A 16,657-nucleotide genomic window follows, 5' to 3' on the forward strand; every position below is an offset into this window, starting at 1 on the left:
CATGACCGTGACCATTAAGCTCGGCCAGCTGGCCGAGTTCCTCGGCGCCACGCTACGTGGCGACCCCGAGAAAGCAATTACTGGGCTAGCCACCTTGCAGGAGGCTGGCCCAGCTCAGTTGAGCTTTCTTGCAAACCCCCAATACCGCAAGTACCTGGCAGGCAGTCAGGCAGCAGCCCTGTTGCTCAAGGCCGCTGACGCCGAAGGTCATGGCGGGGATGTGCTGGTGGTGCCGGATCCGTATGCAGCCTACGCGCGTGTTTCTCACCTGTTCGATCCCAAGCCCAAGGCGGCAGCCGGGATTCATCCGACGGCGGTGATCGCGGCGGATGCGGTTGTCGACCCGGCGGCGAGTATCGGCGCTTTTGTGGTGATCGAAAGCGGTGCGCAGGTGGCAGCCGGTACGACTGTCGGCGCGCATTGCTTCATTGGCGCTCGCAGCGTGGTGGGCGAGGGTGGCTGGCTCGCGCCGCGAGTGACCTTGTATCACGACGTGCGCGTCGGCAAGCGTGTCGTCATTCAGTCCGGTGCGGTGCTCGGCGGCGAAGGCTTCGGTTTTGCCAATGAAAAAGGTATCTGGCAGAAAATCGCCCAGATCGGTGGTGTGCTGATCGGCGATGATGTTGAAATCGGCGTGAACACGGCTATAGATCGCGGTGCGTTGGCCGATACCGTCATCGGTAACGGCGTGAAGCTCGATAACCAGATTCAGATTGCCCACAACGTTCAGGTGGGCGATCACACCGCCATGGCGGCGTGCGTCGGGATCTCCGGCAGCACCAGAATCGGCAAGCATTGCATGCTCGCCGGTGGCGTAGGCCTGGTGGGACACATCGACATTTGCGACAACGTTTTCATTACCGGGATGACCATGGTGACCCACTCGATTACCGAGCCAGGCGCCTATTCTTCCGGTACGGCCATGCAGCCGGCAGCCGAGTGGCGCAAAAGCGCGGCACGTATCCGTCAGCTCGATGACATCGCGCGACGTCTGCGACAGCTGGAAAAGCAGGCAGGGGAAGTGACCCCTGACGGTAATGCTTCATCAGATGGCTGATACCATTTCCATATCAAGTGCGCGCAGCCGCTAGACTGCGTCCCTGATTTGCTAGTGGAGCGTGCGCCCGTCGCGCGCCCCCAATCTTTACATAGGCTTCCCCCCGAAATGATGGACATCAACGAGATTCGCGAATACCTGCCTCACCGTTACCCGTTCCTGCTGGTGGACCGGGTAGTGGAGCTGGATGTTGAAGGCAAGCGCATTCGTGCCTACAAGAATGTCAGCATCAACGAACCGTTCTTCAATGGTCACTTCCCTGCGCATCCAATCATGCCGGGCGTATTGATCATCGAGGCAATGGCTCAGGCTGCCGGAATCCTTGGTTTCAAAATGCTTGACGTGAAACCGGCCGACGGCACGCTCTATTACTTCGTCGGTTCCGACAAGCTGCGCTTCCGCCAGCCGGTATTGCCGGGTGATCAGCTGATCCTTGAAGCCAAGTTCATCAGCTGCAAGCGTCAGATCTGGAAGTTCGAATGCCAGGCTTCGGTCGATGGCAAGCCTGTCTGCTCGGCTGAGATCATCTGTGCGGAACGCAAGCTATGAGTTTGATTGACCCTCGTGCAATCATCGATCCGACAGCCGTTCTGGCTGACGGCGTCGAGGTCGGCCCGTGGTCGATCGTCGGCGCAGGTGTGGAAATCGGCGAGGGGACAGTCATCGGGCCGCACGTGATTCTCAAGGGCCCGACCCGAATCGGTAAGCACAATCGCATCTACCAGTTTTCCTCGGTGGGCGAAGATACACCTGACCTTAAGTACAAGGGCGAGGAAACCCGCCTGGTGATCGGTGATCACAACGTCATCCGTGAAGGCGTGACGATTCACCGTGGCACCATCCAGGACCGCTCGGAAACGACCCTGGGCGATCACAACCTGATCATGGCCTATGCCCACATCGGCCACGACAGCGTTATCGGCAACCACTGCATCCTGGTCAACAACACCGCACTGGCGGGCCATGTGCATGTGGAAGACTGGGCGATCCTCTCCGGTTTTACCCTGGTTCACCAGTATTGCCACATCGGCGCCCACAGCTTTTCAGGCATGGGTACGGCGATCGGCAAGGATGTTCCTGCCTATGTCACGGTGTTCGGCAACCCGGCTGAAGCCCGGAGCATGAACTTCGAGGGCATGCGCCGTCGGGGCTTCAGCGAAGATGCGATCCACGCGCTGCGTCGTGCCTACAAGATTGTCTACCGCCAGGGCCTGACCGTGGAGCAGGCGCTTGCCGAACTCGCCGAGCCTTCTGCGCAATTCCCGGAAGTAGCGGTGTTCCGCGACTCCATCCAGTCTTCGACTCGCGGCATCACTCGCTAACCATGGCCAATCTGCGTATTGCGCTGGTAGCGGGTGAAGCTTCCGGTGACATTCTGGGTGCGGGCCTCATGCGTGCGCTCAAGGCTCGTCACACTGCCGTCGAATTCATTGGTGTTGGCGGTCCGTTGATGCAGGCAGAAGGCCTGACCTCGTATTTTCCGATGGAACGTCTGTCCGTCATGGGCCTGGTGGAAGTGCTGGGCCGGTTGCGCGAGCTGCTTGCAAGGCGCAAGAAGCTGGTCGCCGACCTGATCGACGCGAAACCCGATGTGTTCATCGGTATCGACGCGCCCGACTTCAACCTCAATATCGAACTCAAGTTGCGCCAGGCCGGGATCAAGACCGTGCATTACGTCAGCCCGTCGGTCTGGGCCTGGCGGCAGAAACGCGTGCTGAAGATTCGCGAAGGCTGCGACCTGATGCTCACGCTGTTCCCGTTTGAAGCCAGATTCTACGAAGAGAAAGGCGTGCCGGTGCGGTTCGTCGGCCATACCCTGGCCGACGCCATTCCACTCCAGGCCGATCGCGCTGCTGCGCGGGCCGAACTTGGCTTGCCCGACGGGCCGCTGGTGGCGTTGATGCCCGGCAGCCGCGGCGGTGAAGTTGGCCGGCTCGGTGCGTTGTTTCTCGATACGGCCCAGCGCTTGCGTGCGCTGCGCCCGGGGGTGCGGTTTGTCATGCCTTGCGCCAGTGCGCAACGTCGTGCACAGCTGGAAGAACTGTTGGCCGGTCGCGATCTGCCGCTGACCCTGCTCGATGGCCAGTCTCATCTGGCCCTGGCAGCGTGCGATGCGGTGTTGATTGCCTCCGGCACTGCAACGCTTGAAGCGCTGCTGTACAAGCGGCCGATGGTGGTCGCCTATCGCCTGGCGCCGCTGACGTTCTGGATTCTCAAGCGTATGGTGAAAAGCCCCTATATTTCGTTGCCGAACCTGTTGGCCCAGCGTCTGCTGGTGCCCGAGTTGTTGCAGGACGATGCCACGGTCGAAGCGCTGGCCCAGACCTTGTCGCCGCTGATCGAGGGTGGCGAAGAGCAGACCCGCGGTTTTGACGAGATACACCGGACCCTGCGTCTGGATGCCTCCAACCAGGCTGCGGACGCAGTGCTGAACCTGATCGGCCAAGTAAAATGAGTAAACCGAATATGCAGATGGGGCTGGATTTCACCTTGGTCGCTGAAATCGAAGAGTTGGTTGCCGGTGTCGATGAAGTGGGTCGCGGCCCGCTCTGTGGCGCGGTGGTGACGGCGGCAGTGATCCTTGATCCGAATCGCCCGATCCTCGGCCTGAACGACTCGAAGAAACTCACCGAAGCCCGTCGCGAAAAGCTCTACGACGAAATCTGCGAAAAAGCCCTGAGCTGGTGCATCGCTCGCGCCGAGGTCGAAGAAATCGATGAGCTGAATATCCTGCACGCCACCATGCTGGCCATGCAGCGCGCGGTCGCCGGGCTGCACGTTCAGCCGAAGCTGGCGATGATCGACGGCAACCGTTGCCCGAAACTGCCGATGCGTTCCGAAGCCGTGGTCAAGGGCGATAGCAAGGTTCCCGCTATCGCCGCCGCATCGATCCTGGCCAAGGTCAGCCGTGATCGTGAAATGGCCGCATTCGAATTGATCTACCCGGGCTACGGCATTGGTGGGCACAAAGGCTACCCGACCCCCGTTCATCTGGAAGCGCTGGCACGGCTCGGGCCGACCCCGATTCATCGGCGTTCGTTTGCCCCGGTGCGTCTGGCGTATGAGGCGCTAGAGAGCGTCGTAGAGAGTTAGTCGCAAGGCTGATTTTTTTTACCAAGGCCCGGTACAATCCGGGCCTTGTTGTCTTCATGTTTACAGACAGGATCACTATGCCGGCTTCATTCGTTCACCTACGCCTGCACACTGAATACTCCCTGGTCGACGGTCTGGTGCGGATCAAACCGCTGGTCAAGACCCTGGTTGGCATGAACATGCCTGCCGTAGCGGTCACCGACCAGAACAACATGTGTTCCCTGGTCAAATTCTATAAAAACGCCATGGGTGCCGGGATCAAGCCGATCTGCGGCGCTGACCTGTGGCTGTCGAACAAGGATCCGGACAACCCGCTGAGCCGGATCAGCCTGCTGGTGATGAACGCCGAAGGCTATCGCAACCTTACCGAGCTGATTTCCCGCGGTTTCATCGATGGTCAGCGCAATGGCGCGGTCATCATCGAGCGCGAATGGGTTGCTGAAGCCAACTCGGGCTTGATCATGCTGTCGGCGGCCAAAGAAGGCGAGATCGGCCAGGCCATGCTCAGCGGCAACCCCGCCGAGGCCGAAACCCTGGCGCGGGAATGGATGGAAGTGTTTCCGGATCGTTTCTATCTGGAAATCCAGCGCACCAATCGCCCCAACGATGAAGAGCAGCTGCACGGCGCCGTGGCCCTGGCCGAGAAGCTCGGTGCGCCGCTGGTGGCGACCAACGATGTGCGCTTCATCAAGCAGGAAGACTTCGCCGCCCACGAAACCCGTGTGTGCATCGGTGAGGGCCGTGCCCTGGACGACCCGCGGCGTTCGAAGAACTACAGCGATCAGCAGTACCTCAAAAGCGCCAAGGAAATGGCCGAGCTGTTCAGCGACATTCCCGAGGCGCTGGAAAACACCGTCGAGATCGCCAAGCGCTGCAACATCGAAGTGAAACTGGGGACGCACTTCCTGCCCAACTTCCCGATCCCCGATGGCATGACCATCGACGAGTACTTCCGCAAGGTGTCCTTCGACGGCCTGGAAGAGCGCCTTAGTGTTCTGCTGCCCAAAGACACCACCGAAGACTACGAAGCCAAGCGTCAGGTCTATGTCGACCGACTGAATTTCGAACTGGATATCATCATCCAGATGGGGTTCCCCGGTTACTTCCTGATCGTGATGGACTTTATCCAGTGGGCCAAGAACAACGGCGTACCGGTAGGTCCTGGCCGGGGGTCGGGTGCCGGATCGCTGGTGGCCTACGTACAGAAGATCACCGACCTCGATCCGCTGGAATACGACCTGCTGTTCGAACGCTTCCTCAACCCGGAACGGGTATCGATGCCCGACTTCGACGTCGACTTCTGCATGGACGGTCGTGACCGGGTAATCGACTACGTAGCCGAGAAGTACGGCCGCAATGCCGTAAGCCAGATCATCACCTTCGGTTCCATGGCGGCGAAGGCTGTGGTCCGCGACGTGGCACGGGTGCAAGGCAAGTCCTATGGCCTGGCGGATCGTCTGTCGAAGATGATTCCGTTCGAAGTCGGCATGACCCTGGAAAAAGCCTATGAGCAGGAAGAGATCCTGCGCGACTTCATCAAGGTCGATGAAGAGGCCGCGGAAATCTGGGAGATGGCCCGCAAGCTCGAAGGCGTTGTGCGTAACGTCGGCAAGCACGCCGGTGGTGTGGTTATCGCGCCGACCAAGCTGACCGACTTCTCGCCGATCTATTGCGACGAAGCCGGTGACGGCCTGGTAACCCAGTTCGACAAGGATGACGTCGAGGCGGCTGGCCTGGTGAAGTTCGACTTCCTCGGCCTGCGAACGCTGACGATCATCGACTGGGCGCTGAAAACCATCAACCGCGACCGCGCCAAGGTCAACGAGCCGCCGCTCGACATCGCGTTCATCCCGCTGGACGACAAGCCGACTTACACACTGCTGCAAAAAGCCGAAACCACGGCGGTGTTCCAGCTTGAATCCCGCGGCATGAAAGAGCTGATCAAAAAGCTCAAGCCCGACTGCCTGGAAGACTTGATCGCACTGGTGGCGCTGTTCCGTCCGGGCCCGCTGCAATCGGGCATGGTGGACGACTTCATCAACCGTAAGCACGGTCGCGCCGAGTTGGCGTATCCGCACTCGGACTACCAGTACGAAGGCCTCAAGCCGGTACTGGCACCGACTTACGGCATCATCCTGTATCAAGAACAGGTGATGCAGATTGCCCAGGTCATGGCCGGTTACACCCTCGGTGGTGCGGACATGCTGCGTCGAGCCATGGGTAAGAAAAAACCCGAGGAAATGGCCAAGCAGCGCGGTGGCTTCATTGAAGGTTGCGCCACCAACAATATCGACGCGGACCTCGCCGGTAACATCTTCGACCTGGTGGAAAAGTTCGCCGGTTACGGCTTCAACAAATCCCACTCCGCCGCCTATGGCCTGGTGTCGTACCAGACCGCATGGCTGAAGGCGCACTACCCGGCGCCGTTCATGGCCGCGGTACTCTCGGCGGATATGCACAACACCGACAAGGTCGTGACCTTGATCGAAGAAGTGCGGACCATGAAGCTGCGTCTCGACGCGCCGGACGTGAACACGTCCGAATTCAAGTTCACGGTGAACGACGAAGGCCGGATCATTTACGGCCTGGGCGCCATCAAGGGCGTGGGTGAAGGCCCGGTCGAGGCGATCACCGAAGCGCGTCTGGCCGGTCCGTTCAAGGATCTGTTCGATTTCTGCGCACGGGTCGACCTCAAGCGTATCAACAAGCGCACCCTCGACGGTTTGATCCGCAGCGGTGCACTGGATCGCCTCGGGCCGTATTTCCACGACGAGCAGAAAGCCTACCAGGCCAACATCGACCGCAATCGGGCGGTGCTGCTGACCGCCATGGAAGAGGCGATCAAGGCGGCCGAACAGACCGCGCGTACGCAGGACAGCGGTCACTCCGACCTGTTTGGCGGTCTGTTTGTCGAAGAAGACGCCGACGTCTACGCGAACCACCGCAAGGCCAAGGAACTGACCCTCAAGGAGCGCCTGAAAGGGGAGAAAGATACCCTCGGCCTGTACCTGACCGGTCACCCGATCGACGAATACGAAGGTGAAATCCGTCGCTTCGCCCGCCAGCGCATCATCGACCTGAAACCGGCGCGTGATACCCAGACTGTTGCCGGGATGATCATCGCCTTGCGGGTGATGAAGAACAAAAAGGGCGACAAGATGGGGTTCATCACCCTCGACGACCGCTCCGGAAGGATCGAGGCCTCGCTGTTTTCCGAAGCGTTCCATTCCGCGCAGTCGCTGTTGCAGACCGACGCGATGGTGGTGGTCGAAGGCGAAGTCAGCAACGATGACTTCTCCGGTGGCCTGAAGTTGCGGGTCAAGCGGGTGATGAGCATGGAGGATGCGCGTACCAATCTGGCCGAAAGCTTGCGCCTGAAGTTGCATGCCAAGGACCTCAAGGGCGATCAGCTACGCTGGCTGGGTGAACTGTTGAAGCGTCACCGCGGCGCGTGCCCGGTCACCATGGACTACACCAGCCCCGATGCGAAGGCCATGTTGCAGTTCGGCGAAGGCTGGCGAATCGACCCGGCGGATGCGTTGATTCAAGCCCTGCGTGACCAGTTCGGGCGAGACAACGTCTTCCTCCAATACCGTTGACGGTCAGTGCTATCAGATTGCCCTGACCTCGACCTGAATTTTTAATCTCGACCTCAACGCGCCTGTCCCTTAAGGTAGGGCGCGAATAGACAACCGGCCGGCCCAAGAACCCTTGGGACTCGACCCAAGACGGACGCCTATGAACCCGAATTTTCTAGATTTCGAACAGCCGATCGCCGACCTGCAAGCCAAGATCGAAGAGTTGCGCTTGGTCGGTAATGACAATTCGCTGAATATCGGCGATGAGATCTCCCGCCTGCAGGACAAGAGCAAAACGCTGACCGAAGACATCTTCGGCAAGCTGACCAGCTGGCAGATCGCACGTCTGGCGCGTCACCCGAAACGTCCGTATACCCTGGACTACATCGAACACATCTTCACCGAGTTCGACGAACTGCACGGTGACCGTCACTTCTCGGACGACGCTGCCATCGTTGGCGGCATTGCCCGTCTGGACGACAAGCCGGTGATGATCATCGGCCACCAGAAAGGCCGTGAAGTGCGCGAGAAAGTTCGCCGCAACTTCGGCATGCCGCGTCCGGAAGGCTACCGCAAGGCGTGTCGCCTGATGGAAATGGCCGAACGTTTCAAAATGCCGATCCTGACCTTCATCGACACCCCGGGCGCTTACCCTGGCATCGACGCTGAAGAGCGCAACCAGAGCGAAGCGATTGCCTGGAACCTGCGTGTCATGGCTCGCCTGAAAACCCCAATCATCGCCACCGTGATCGGTGAGGGTGGTTCCGGTGGTGCACTGGCGATCGGTGTCTGCGACCAGCTGAACATGCTGCAATACTCGACCTACGCGGTGATCTCGCCGGAAGGTTGCGCTTCGATTCTGTGGAAAACCGCCGAGAAAGCGCCGGATGCCGCAGAAGCGATGGGCATTACCGCCGAGCGCCTCAAGGGCCTGGGCATCGTGGACAAGGTGATTGGCGAGCCATTGGGCGGCGCGCACCGTGACCCGGCTGCCGCAGCCGCATCGATCCGCGCCGAACTGAGCTCGCAACTGGCGATGCTCAAGAAGTTCGATAACAATGCGCTGTTGAAGCGTCGTTATGATCGACTGATGAGCTACGGTCTCTGATCGAATACCGATTCGGCCAGCGACGCAAACCACTGTGGGAGCGAGCTTGCTCGCGATGAGGGGATGACAGTCGACGAGTATGTTGAATGTCAGGCCGCTATCGCGAGCAAGCTCGCTCCCACATTTGATTTGTGCATAGGAGGCAGATATGGGGCGGTCCGCATTTGATTTGCCTTCCAGGCTTTTGCTGAATCTGAAACCATGGCGCAATGCTGCGACCTGGCGCATTGCCTTCTCCGGCGGCCTTGACTCCACTGTCCTGCTGTACCTTCTGGCAACACTCTCCAAAACTGAATCCCTGCCGGCGCTGAGCGCCATCCATGTCCATCATGGCCTTCAAGCCGTGGCCGGTGCGTGGCCGGAACATTGTCGTGCCGTGTGCACTGCGCTGGGTGTGCCGCTGCAAGTGGTTCGCGTGCAGGTGCAGCCGGGTGCCAGCCTTGAACGTGCAGCCCGGGATGCGCGTTATCAGGCCTTCACTGAAACCGTTCAGGACAACGAAGTGCTACTGACGGCCCAGCACCGCGACGATCAGGCGGAAACCCTGCTGTTTCGCTTGTTGCGCGGAGCCGGGGTGCGTGGATTGTCCGGGATGCCGCGTCAGCGCCCGTTGGGCAAGGGGCATCTGCTGCGGCCATTGCTTGATGTCACGCGGGCTGAACTGGAGGCTTATGCCAATGAGCATGGCTTGAGCTGGATCGAAGATCCCTCGAACCAGGATCGGCAGTACTCGCGCAATTACCTTAGGCATCAAGTCTTCCCCGTGCTGATCCAGCGCTGGCCGCAAGCGGTGGCGACCATGGCCCGCAGCGCGGCGCATTTGACTGAAGCGCAGGGGCTGCTCGAAGAACTGGCGGAATTGGATCTGCATAAGGCCAGTTCTGCCAGTGAGTTCGCTTGGCTGGGATTGCGATCCCTTGAACTGGCGCCCCTTGCGCAATTGTCTGATGCCCGGCAGCGCAACGCCTTGAGTCATTGGCTCGGACCGTTGAGCCGCTTGCCGGATACTGACCATTGGTCGGGTTGGGAGGACTTGCGCGATGCCACCGGTGATGCCTGCCCGGTGTGGCGGCTGGCCGATGGCGAACTGCATCGGTCGGACGGGCGGATCTGGTGGCTGTCCGGCCACTGGATGCGGCCTCTGCCCGTCGCCGGGGCGTGGCTGGATCCGGCGTCACCGCTGGCTATCCCGGGCAATGGAATGCTTTGGCTCACCGGCCAAATCCCCGATGGCCCGCTGCATATCCGCTATCGTGAAGGGGGAGAGATCATGGCATTGCCAGGCCGCGGCCATCGGGACTTGAAACGTTTGCTCAATGAAAGCGCTGTACCGTCCTTCGTACGCGGCAGATTGCCGCTGCTCTACAAAGACGGGCAACTGCTGGCGGTAGCGAACCTCAAGGGGCTCGATGGTGGTGCACTCGGCGACTGGCATTTGCATTGGCGGCCACTGAACGAAGATCAAGGTTTGAGCTGAAAGGGGCTTTCCGGTAGACTACGCTCCCTTCTTGATACAACTTCTGTGGATTCGCCTGAATTGCAGGAGTTGCCGATTACCAAGCAGTCTTTGCTGGGCGATTCCAAAAAATGTGTAGCGAGCAACGAACCGGTGTTTCATTTTCCGGTCTGTCCCAACGCGGCGGTTTTTTTGAAAGGTGCACTGTGATTAATGCAGGTGATCGGGGGCTTCGGCCTTCCTTCGCTTTCCCCGGCGGCTCGGACCGCTTTAACGCAGACTTCTAGGGTTTTTCATGACGCGCTACATATTCGTCACGGGCGGTGTTGTTTCTTCATTGGGGAAAGGCATTGCATCGGCATCATTGGCGGCCATCCTGGAGGCGCGGGGACTTAAGGTCACCATGCTGAAGCTGGACCCGTACATCAACGTCGACCCGGGCACCATGAGCCCGTTCCAGCACGGTGAAGTGTTCGTCACCCACGACGGCGCCGAGACCGACCTGGACCTGGGCCACTACGAGCGGTTCATCCGCACGACCATGACCCAGAACAACAACTTCACCACCGGCCGTGTCTACGAACACGTCCTGCGCAAGGAGCGCCGTGGTGACTACCTGGGCGCAACCATCCAGGTGATCCCGCACATCACCGACGAAATCAAGCGCCGCATCATCAAGGGCGCGGGCGATGCTGACGTGGCAATGGTCGAGATCGGTGGCACCGTGGGTGACATCGAGTCGCAACCGTTCCTCGAAGCCATCCGCCAGCTGCGTTTCGAAGTCGGCGCCAAGCGCGCGATGCTGATGCACCTGACTCTGGTGCCGTACATCGCCACTGCCGGCGAAACCAAGACCAAGCCTACCCAGCACTCGGTGAAGGAACTGCGTTCCATCGGTCTGCAGCCAGATGTGCTGGTGTGCCGCTCCGATCACCCGATCGATATTTCCTCGCGTCGCAAGATTGCGCAGTTCACCAACGTTGAAGAACGTGCGGTGATCGCGCTGGAAGACGCCGACACCATCTACAAGATCCCGGGCATCCTGCACTCCCAGGGCCTGGATGATTTCGTCGTCGAGCGTTTCGGCCTGCAATGCGGCGGTGCCGATCTGTCCGAGTGGGAAGCAGTGGTCGACGCCAAGCTCAACCCTGAGCACGAAGTCACCATCGCCATGGTCGGCAAGTACATGGAGCTGCTGGACGCCTACAAGTCGCTGATCGAAGCGATGAGTCATGCCGGCATCAGCAACCGTACCAAGGTCAACCTGCGCTACATCGATTCCGAAGACATCGAAAACCAGGGCACCGCGCTGCTCGAAGGCGTCGACGCCATCCTGGTACCGGGCGGCTTCGGTCTGCGTGGCGTTGAAGGCAAGATCACTGCCGTTCAATACGCTCGCGAAAACAAGGTTCCGTACCTGGGTATCTGCCTGGGCATGCAAGTGGCCGTTATCGAGTTCGCACGTAACGTGATGGGCTGGAAAGACGCCAACTCCACCGAGTTCGATCGTGCAAGCGGTCACCCGGTCGTGGGCCTGATCACCGAGTGGGAAGATGCCACCGGCGCTGTCGAAACCCGCACCGAAACCTCCGATCTGGGCGGCACCATGCGTCTGGGCGCGCAGGATTGCCTGCTGGAGCCGGGTTCCCTGGTCCACGGTTGCTACGGCAAGGACGTGATTGTCGAGCGTCATCGTCATCGCTATGAAGTGAACAACAACCTGCTGCCGCAAATCATGGAGGCTGGCTTGAAAATCTCCGGTCGTTCCGGTGATGGCGCACTGGTCGAAGTGGTTGAAGCACCGGATCATCCATGGTTCGTGGCTTGCCAGTTCCACCCTGAGTTCACCTCGACGCCACGCGACGGTCACCCGCTGTTCAGCGGTTTCGTCAAGGCAGCGTTGGCTCAACACCAGAAGAAGGCGTAACCCCGATGGCACAGAAGATCATCCGCGTCGGCGACATCGAGATTGCCAACGACAAGCCCATGGTGCTGTTCGGCGGCATGAACGTGCTGGAAAGCCGTGACATGGCCATGCAGGTTTGCGAAGAGTATGTGAAGGTCACCGAAAAGCTCGGTATCCCTTACGTGTTCAAGGCCAGTTTCGACAAGGCCAACCGGTCTTCTGTGACCTCCTATCGTGGTCCTGGCCTGGAAGAAGGCATGCGCATCTTCCAGGACATCAAGCAAGCCTTCGGCGTGCCGATCATCACCGACGTCCACGAACCGGACCAGGCCGCGGTCGTCGCTGAAGTCTGCGACATCATCCAGTTGCCGGCCTTCCTGTCGCGCCAGACCGACCTCGTGGTCGCGATGGCCAAGACCGGCGCTGTGATCAACATCAAGAAAGCCCAGTTCCTCGCGCCTCAGGAAATGAAACACATCCTGAACAAATGCGTGGAAGCGGGTAACGATCAGTTGATCCTCTGCGAGCGTGGTTCGAGCTTCGGCTACAACAACCTGGTCGTCGACATGCTTGGCTTTGGCATCATGAAGCAGTTCGAATACCCGGTGTTCTTCGACGTGACCCACGCGCTGCAAATGCCTGGTGGTCGCTCCGATTCGGCCGGCGGTCGTCGCGCCCAGGTCCTCGACCTGGCAAAAGCCGGTATGAGCCAGTCCCTGGCTGGCCTGTTCCTGGAAGCCCACCCGGATCCGGACAACGCCAAATGCGACGGTCCTTGCGCCTTGCGCCTGGACAAACTGGAGCCATTCCTGGCCCAGCTCAAGGCTTTGGACGAACTGGTGAAGAGTTTTCCGACGGTAGAAACCGCGTAATCTTCAATTCTCCGGTAAAGTACCGCACGATTTAATGCCCAGGCCCTCGGGCCTGAGCCTTGTCGTCTGCAAGACTGCCCGCTGCACCTCACTTGCCGACGATCAAAGATTTCCTACAGCTGCGTCGTTTTCGTCAACTTTGGAGTGTTTACAACAATGGCTAAAATCGTCGACATCAAAGGTCGTGAAGTTCTCGACTCCCGTGGCAATCCCACCGTGGAAGCGGACGTGCTTCTCGACAACGGCATCATCGGCAGTGCCTGCGCGCCGTCCGGTGCTTCCACTGGCTCGCGTGAAGCGCTCGAGCTGCGTGATGGCGACAAGAGCCGTTACCTGGGCAAGGGCGTTCTGAAGGCCGTAGCCAACATCAATGGTCCGATCCGCGACCTGTTGAAAGGCATGGATCCAAGCGACCAGAAAGCACTCGATCTGGCAATGATCAAGCTCGACGGTACTGAAAACAAAGGTTCCCTGGGCGCCAACGCGATCCTCGCCGTTTCCCTGGCCGCGGCCAAGGCAGCAGCACAGGACCAGGACCTGCCGCTGTACGCTCACATCGCCAACCTGAACGGCACCCCGGGTGTCTACTCGATGCCGGTTCCGATGATGAACATCATCAACGGTGGCGAGCACGCCGATAACAACGTCGACATCCAGGAGTTCATGGTTCAGCCGGTTGGTGCCAAGTCTTTCTCGGAAGGCCTGCGCATGGGCACCGAGATTTTCCACCACCTCAAGGCTGTACTGAAGGCCCGTGGCCTGAGCACTGCCGTGGGTGACGAAGGTGGTTTCGCACCGAACCTGGCTTCCAACGAAGACGCTTTGAAAGTGATCTCCGAAGCCGTGGCCAACGCCGGTTACAAACTGGGCACCGACGTGACCCTGGCTCTGGACTGCGCAGCCAGCGAATTCTACGAAGACGGCAAGTACAACCTGTCCGGCGAAGGCCAGGTGTTCACCGCCGAAGGTTTCGCTGATTACCTGAAAGGTCTGACCGAGCGTTACCCGATCATCTCCATCGAAGATGGCCTGGACGAGTCCGACTGGGCTGGCTGGAAGATCCTCACCGACAAGATCGGCGAGAAGACCCAGCTGGTAGGCGACGACCTGTTCGTCACCAACACCAAGATCCTGAAAGAAGGCATCGACAAAAAGATCGCCAACTCGATCCTGATCAAGTTCAACCAGATCGGTACCCTGACCGAAACCCTGGAAGCCATCCAGATGGCCAAGGCTGCCGGTTACACTGCCGTGATCTCGCACCGCTCCGGCGAAACCGAAGATTCGACCATTGCCGACCTGGCCGTGGGCACCTCGGCTGGCCAGATCAAGACCGGCTCCCTGTGCCGTTCCGACCGCGTTTCCAAGTACAACCAACTGCTGCGTATCGAAGAGCAGTTGAACGGCAAAGCCAAGTACAACGGTCGCAGCGAGTTCCGCGGCTGATTGTTAAATGGTAAATAGTCAGCGGATTGTGTCGAAAAAATCGCAACGGCGACGTTTTTTGCCACTAATCTGATGCCTTATATGCACAAGCCTGGTTCTTCCAGGCTTCGTGCTATCAGAAGCTTCACGTTTTGGCATGGCTGTCTTTTTTCACTGGATACCTGATATTCGATGCGCAGTCCCAATTGGTTGTTCCTCGTCTTGCTCCTGCTGCTGGCTGGCCTGCAGTACCGTCTGTGGGTGGGTAATGGCAGCCTGGCGCAAGTGGCCGAGTTGACTCAGCAGATTGCCGATCAGCAAGCTGAGAACCAGGCGTTGCTGGAGCGCAACCGGGTGATGGACGCCGAAGTCAGTGAGTTGAAAAAGGGCATGGAGACCGTCGAAGAGCGGGCTCGCCATGAGTTGGGCATGGTCAAGGATGGTGAAACCCTTTACCAGCTGGCCCAATGATTAATTCGTTACCGGCCTTCTGGGCCGTGATTCCTGCCGCGGGCATCGGTGCCCGTATGGCCGCGGACCGTCCCAAGCAATACCTGCAACTGGGCGGGCGCACTATTCTCGAACACAGCCTTGGCTGTTTCCTTGACCACCCATGCCTGAAAGGTCTGGTGGTCAGTGTTGCTGTTGACGATCCTTATTGGCCGAACCTGGCGTGTGCGAATGATCCGCGTATTGCCCGGGTCGAGGGCGGCGCCGAACGTTCCGGCTCGGTGCTCAATGCCTTGCTGCATTTGCATGCGCAGGGTGCCGACGATGAGGATTGGGTACTGGTTCACGATGCCGCGCGGCCGAACCTCAGTCGTGACGATCTGGACAAGTTGCTGGCTGAACTGGCTGACGATCCTGTCGGCGGACTGCTGGCGGTTCCGGCGCGGGATACGCTCAAGCGGGTCGACAAACACGGTCGTGTGGTCGAAACCGTGGACCGCAGTGTGATCTGGCAGGCCTACACGCCGCAGATGTTTCGCCTTGGGGCGTTGCATCGCGCACTGGCTGACAGTCTGGTGGCCGATGCCGTTATTACCGACGAAGCCTCGGCGATGGAGTGGGCCGGTTCTGCGCCACGGCTGATCGAAGGGCGGTCCGATAACCTCAAGGTTACGCGTCCTGAGGATCTTGAATGGTTGAGACAGCGTTGGGCTAATCGTCGCTAGTAGATCGCAGCCTGCGGCAGCTCCTACAAAGATCGATTACGTATCACCTGAAGTCCTGTAGGAGCTGCCGCAGGCTGCGATCTTTTGATCTTAAATCCTGTACTCGGGCCTTTGAGCCAACCCCTCCTTCAAAAAGTCCACCAACTTGCGCACCTTCGGCGACAAATGCCGCTGCTGCGGATACAGCGCCCAAACCGCCGTATTCGGTGGTTGATGTGCTTCCAGCAATGAAATCAACGCGCCGCTATTCAAATGCTCCAGCACGTAATAGTCCGGCAACTGACACAGCCCTACGCCTTGCAGTGCGGCATCGAGTACCGCTTGCCCACTGTTGCAACGCCAGTTTCCCTGGACCCTTTGCGAAAATTCCCGTCCGTTCTGTTCCAGTTGCCACAGGTCCGAACTGCCGATTAGGCAGTTGTGGCGGCTCAGTTCCGACAGGCTGTGCGGGCGACCGTAGCGCTCAAGGTAGGAGGGCGATGCACAGAGAAACATGCGGCGCGGTGCGAGGCGGGTGGCGACCAGCCGTGAATCCTGTAAGCGCCCGAGGCGAATCGCCAGGTCGAGGCCTTCGTGTACCAGCTCAAGCTGGCGATTGGTCAGTTCGATGTCGATACGCAGTTGCGGATACAGTCCCATGAAGCGGGTCACCAGCGGCACGATGAAACGCTCGCCGTAAGCCACGGCGCAGGTCATGCGCAGCATGCCCTTGGGTTCGCTGGTCAGGTCACCGACCGCGCGCAACGCCTCTTCGCGGCCGTCCTGTAAACGCTGGCAATGTTGCAGGAAGGTTTGCCCGGCTTCGGTCAGCGTGACCCGACGGGTACTGCGGTAGAGCAGACGGGTTTGCAGGCGTTCTTCAAGGCGTACGATTTGTCGACTGACGTGGGAGGAGGAAACCCCCAGGCGCTGCGCCGCAGCGGTGAACTGGCTGCATTCGGCAACGGCGACAAACTCGTCGATCCCTTCCCAGCGATTTTCGGACAT

General features: G+C 59.6%; 14 protein-coding genes. 13 read left to right on the plus strand and 1 reads right to left on the minus strand.

The annotated features are described in order from the left end of the window. Nucleotide 1: 1 nt before the first annotated feature. The 13 genes from lpxD to ispD all read left to right on the plus strand — a co-directional run bounded on the left by lpxD (nt 2) and on the right by ispD (nt 15,670). Complete coding sequence (lpxD, locus tag ASD95_RS19500) at nt 2–1,057, plus strand: UDP-3-O-(3-hydroxymyristoyl)glucosamine N-acyltransferase (RefSeq protein WP_056720970.1); 1,056 nt, start codon at nt 2–4, stop codon at nt 1,055–1,057. A gap of 108 nt (nt 1,058–1,165) precedes the next feature. After that, nucleotides 1,166–1,606: a 3-hydroxyacyl-ACP dehydratase FabZ gene (fabZ, locus tag ASD95_RS19505; RefSeq protein WP_007978374.1), complete on the plus strand. Its 441-nt coding sequence runs from the start codon at nt 1,166–1,168 to the stop codon at nt 1,604–1,606. Continuing rightward, nucleotides 1,603–2,379: an acyl-ACP--UDP-N-acetylglucosamine O-acyltransferase gene (lpxA, locus tag ASD95_RS19510; RefSeq protein ID WP_056720968.1), complete on the plus strand. Its 777-nt coding sequence runs from the start codon at nt 1,603–1,605 to the stop codon at nt 2,377–2,379. Before fabZ ends, lpxA begins: the two co-directional genes overlap by 4 nt. A gap of 2 nt (nt 2,380–2,381) precedes the next feature. Next, nucleotides 2,382–3,512 (plus strand): lipid-A-disaccharide synthase, encoded by a 1,131-nt coding sequence (gene lpxB / locus ASD95_RS19515; protein WP_056720966.1) that lies wholly within the window; start codon nt 2,382–2,384, stop codon nt 3,510–3,512. Nucleotides 3,513–3,523: 11 nt separating this feature from the next. Further along, nucleotides 3,524–4,150 carry a ribonuclease HII gene (gene rnhB / locus ASD95_RS19520; protein ID WP_056720962.1) on the plus strand — a complete coding sequence of 209 codons (627 nt, stop codon included), beginning with the start codon at nt 3,524–3,526 and terminating at the stop codon, nt 4,148–4,150. A 77-nt stretch (nt 4,151–4,227) separates the two neighbouring features. After that, nucleotides 4,228–7,749 carry a DNA polymerase III subunit alpha gene (gene dnaE, locus ASD95_RS19525; RefSeq protein ID WP_056720961.1) on the plus strand — a complete coding sequence of 1,174 codons (3,522 nt, stop codon included), beginning with the start codon at nt 4,228–4,230 and terminating at the stop codon, nt 7,747–7,749. A gap of 139 nt (nt 7,750–7,888) precedes the next feature. Next, on the plus strand, nt 7,889–8,836 hold the full coding sequence (locus tag ASD95_RS19530; protein ID WP_008052761.1) for an acetyl-CoA carboxylase carboxyltransferase subunit alpha: 948 nt from the start codon (nt 7,889–7,891) through the stop codon (nt 8,834–8,836). Between the two features lie 148 nt (nt 8,837–8,984). Then, nucleotides 8,985–10,313: a tRNA lysidine(34) synthetase TilS gene (tilS, locus tag ASD95_RS19535; RefSeq protein WP_056720958.1), complete on the plus strand. Its 1,329-nt coding sequence runs from the start codon at nt 8,985–8,987 to the stop codon at nt 10,311–10,313. Nucleotides 10,314–10,587: 274 nt separating this feature from the next. Beyond that, nucleotides 10,588–12,219 (plus strand): CTP synthase, encoded by a 1,632-nt coding sequence (locus ASD95_RS19540; protein ID WP_056720956.1) that lies wholly within the window; start codon nt 10,588–10,590, stop codon nt 12,217–12,219. Nucleotides 12,220–12,224: 5 nt separating this feature from the next. Further along, entirely contained in the window at nt 12,225–13,070 is an 846-nt protein-coding gene (gene kdsA / locus ASD95_RS19545; protein ID WP_056720954.1) for a 3-deoxy-8-phosphooctulonate synthase, read from the plus strand. Nucleotides 13,071–13,226: 156 nt separating this feature from the next. Then, the gene (gene eno / locus ASD95_RS19550) at nt 13,227–14,516 is read left to right on the plus strand and encodes a phosphopyruvate hydratase (RefSeq protein ID WP_056720952.1); all 1,290 of its coding nucleotides are present in this window, start codon (nt 13,227–13,229) and stop codon (nt 14,514–14,516) included. A 171-nt stretch (nt 14,517–14,687) separates the two neighbouring features. Then, nucleotides 14,688–14,966 (plus strand): cell division protein FtsB, encoded by a 279-nt coding sequence (ftsB, locus tag ASD95_RS19555; protein ID WP_007996937.1) that lies wholly within the window; start codon nt 14,688–14,690, stop codon nt 14,964–14,966. Further along, on the plus strand, nt 14,963–15,670 hold the full coding sequence (ispD, locus tag ASD95_RS19560; RefSeq protein ID WP_056720949.1) for a 2-C-methyl-D-erythritol 4-phosphate cytidylyltransferase: 708 nt from the start codon (nt 14,963–14,965) through the stop codon (nt 15,668–15,670). Before ftsB ends, ispD begins: the two co-directional genes overlap by 4 nt. A gap of 90 nt (nt 15,671–15,760) precedes the next feature. Here ispD and ASD95_RS19565 read toward each other — a convergent pair whose 3' ends face one another. Beyond that, a complete protein-coding gene (locus ASD95_RS19565) occupies nt 15,761–16,657 on the minus strand; it encodes a LysR substrate-binding domain-containing protein (RefSeq protein ID WP_056720947.1) in 897 nt (298 codons plus the stop codon).

Source organism: Pseudomonas sp. Root71, assembly GCF_001429045.1.
Lineage (GTDB): Bacteria > Pseudomonadota > Gammaproteobacteria > Pseudomonadales > Pseudomonadaceae > Aquipseudomonas > Aquipseudomonas monachiensis.

Coding starts and splice junctions, on each gene's coding strand:
- lpxD (WP_056720970.1), top strand. CDS start 2: ATGACCGTGACCATTAAGCTCGGCCAGCTGGCCGAGTTCCTCGGCGCC.
- dnaE (WP_056720961.1), top strand. CDS start 4,228: ATGCCGGCTTCATTCGTTCACCTACGCCTGCACACTGAATACTCCCTG.
- ASD95_RS19565 (WP_056720947.1), bottom strand. CDS start 16,657: ATGTCCGAAAATCGCTGGGAAGGGATCGACGAGTTTGTCGCCGTTGCC.
- tilS (WP_056720958.1), top strand. CDS start 8,985: ATGGGGCGGTCCGCATTTGATTTGCCTTCCAGGCTTTTGCTGAATCTG.
- lpxB (WP_056720966.1), top strand. CDS start 2,382: ATGGCCAATCTGCGTATTGCGCTGGTAGCGGGTGAAGCTTCCGGTGAC.
- ASD95_RS19540 (WP_056720956.1), top strand. CDS start 10,588: ATGACGCGCTACATATTCGTCACGGGCGGTGTTGTTTCTTCATTGGGG.
- eno (WP_056720952.1), top strand. CDS start 13,227: ATGGCTAAAATCGTCGACATCAAAGGTCGTGAAGTTCTCGACTCCCGT.
- fabZ (WP_007978374.1), top strand. CDS start 1,166: ATGATGGACATCAACGAGATTCGCGAATACCTGCCTCACCGTTACCCG.
- ispD (WP_056720949.1), top strand. CDS start 14,963: ATGATTAATTCGTTACCGGCCTTCTGGGCCGTGATTCCTGCCGCGGGC.
- kdsA (WP_056720954.1), top strand. CDS start 12,225: ATGGCACAGAAGATCATCCGCGTCGGCGACATCGAGATTGCCAACGAC.
- ASD95_RS19530 (WP_008052761.1), top strand. CDS start 7,889: ATGAACCCGAATTTTCTAGATTTCGAACAGCCGATCGCCGACCTGCAA.
- lpxA (WP_056720968.1), top strand. CDS start 1,603: ATGAGTTTGATTGACCCTCGTGCAATCATCGATCCGACAGCCGTTCTG.
- ftsB (WP_007996937.1), top strand. CDS start 14,688: ATGCGCAGTCCCAATTGGTTGTTCCTCGTCTTGCTCCTGCTGCTGGCT.
- rnhB (WP_056720962.1), top strand. CDS start 3,524: ATGCAGATGGGGCTGGATTTCACCTTGGTCGCTGAAATCGAAGAGTTG.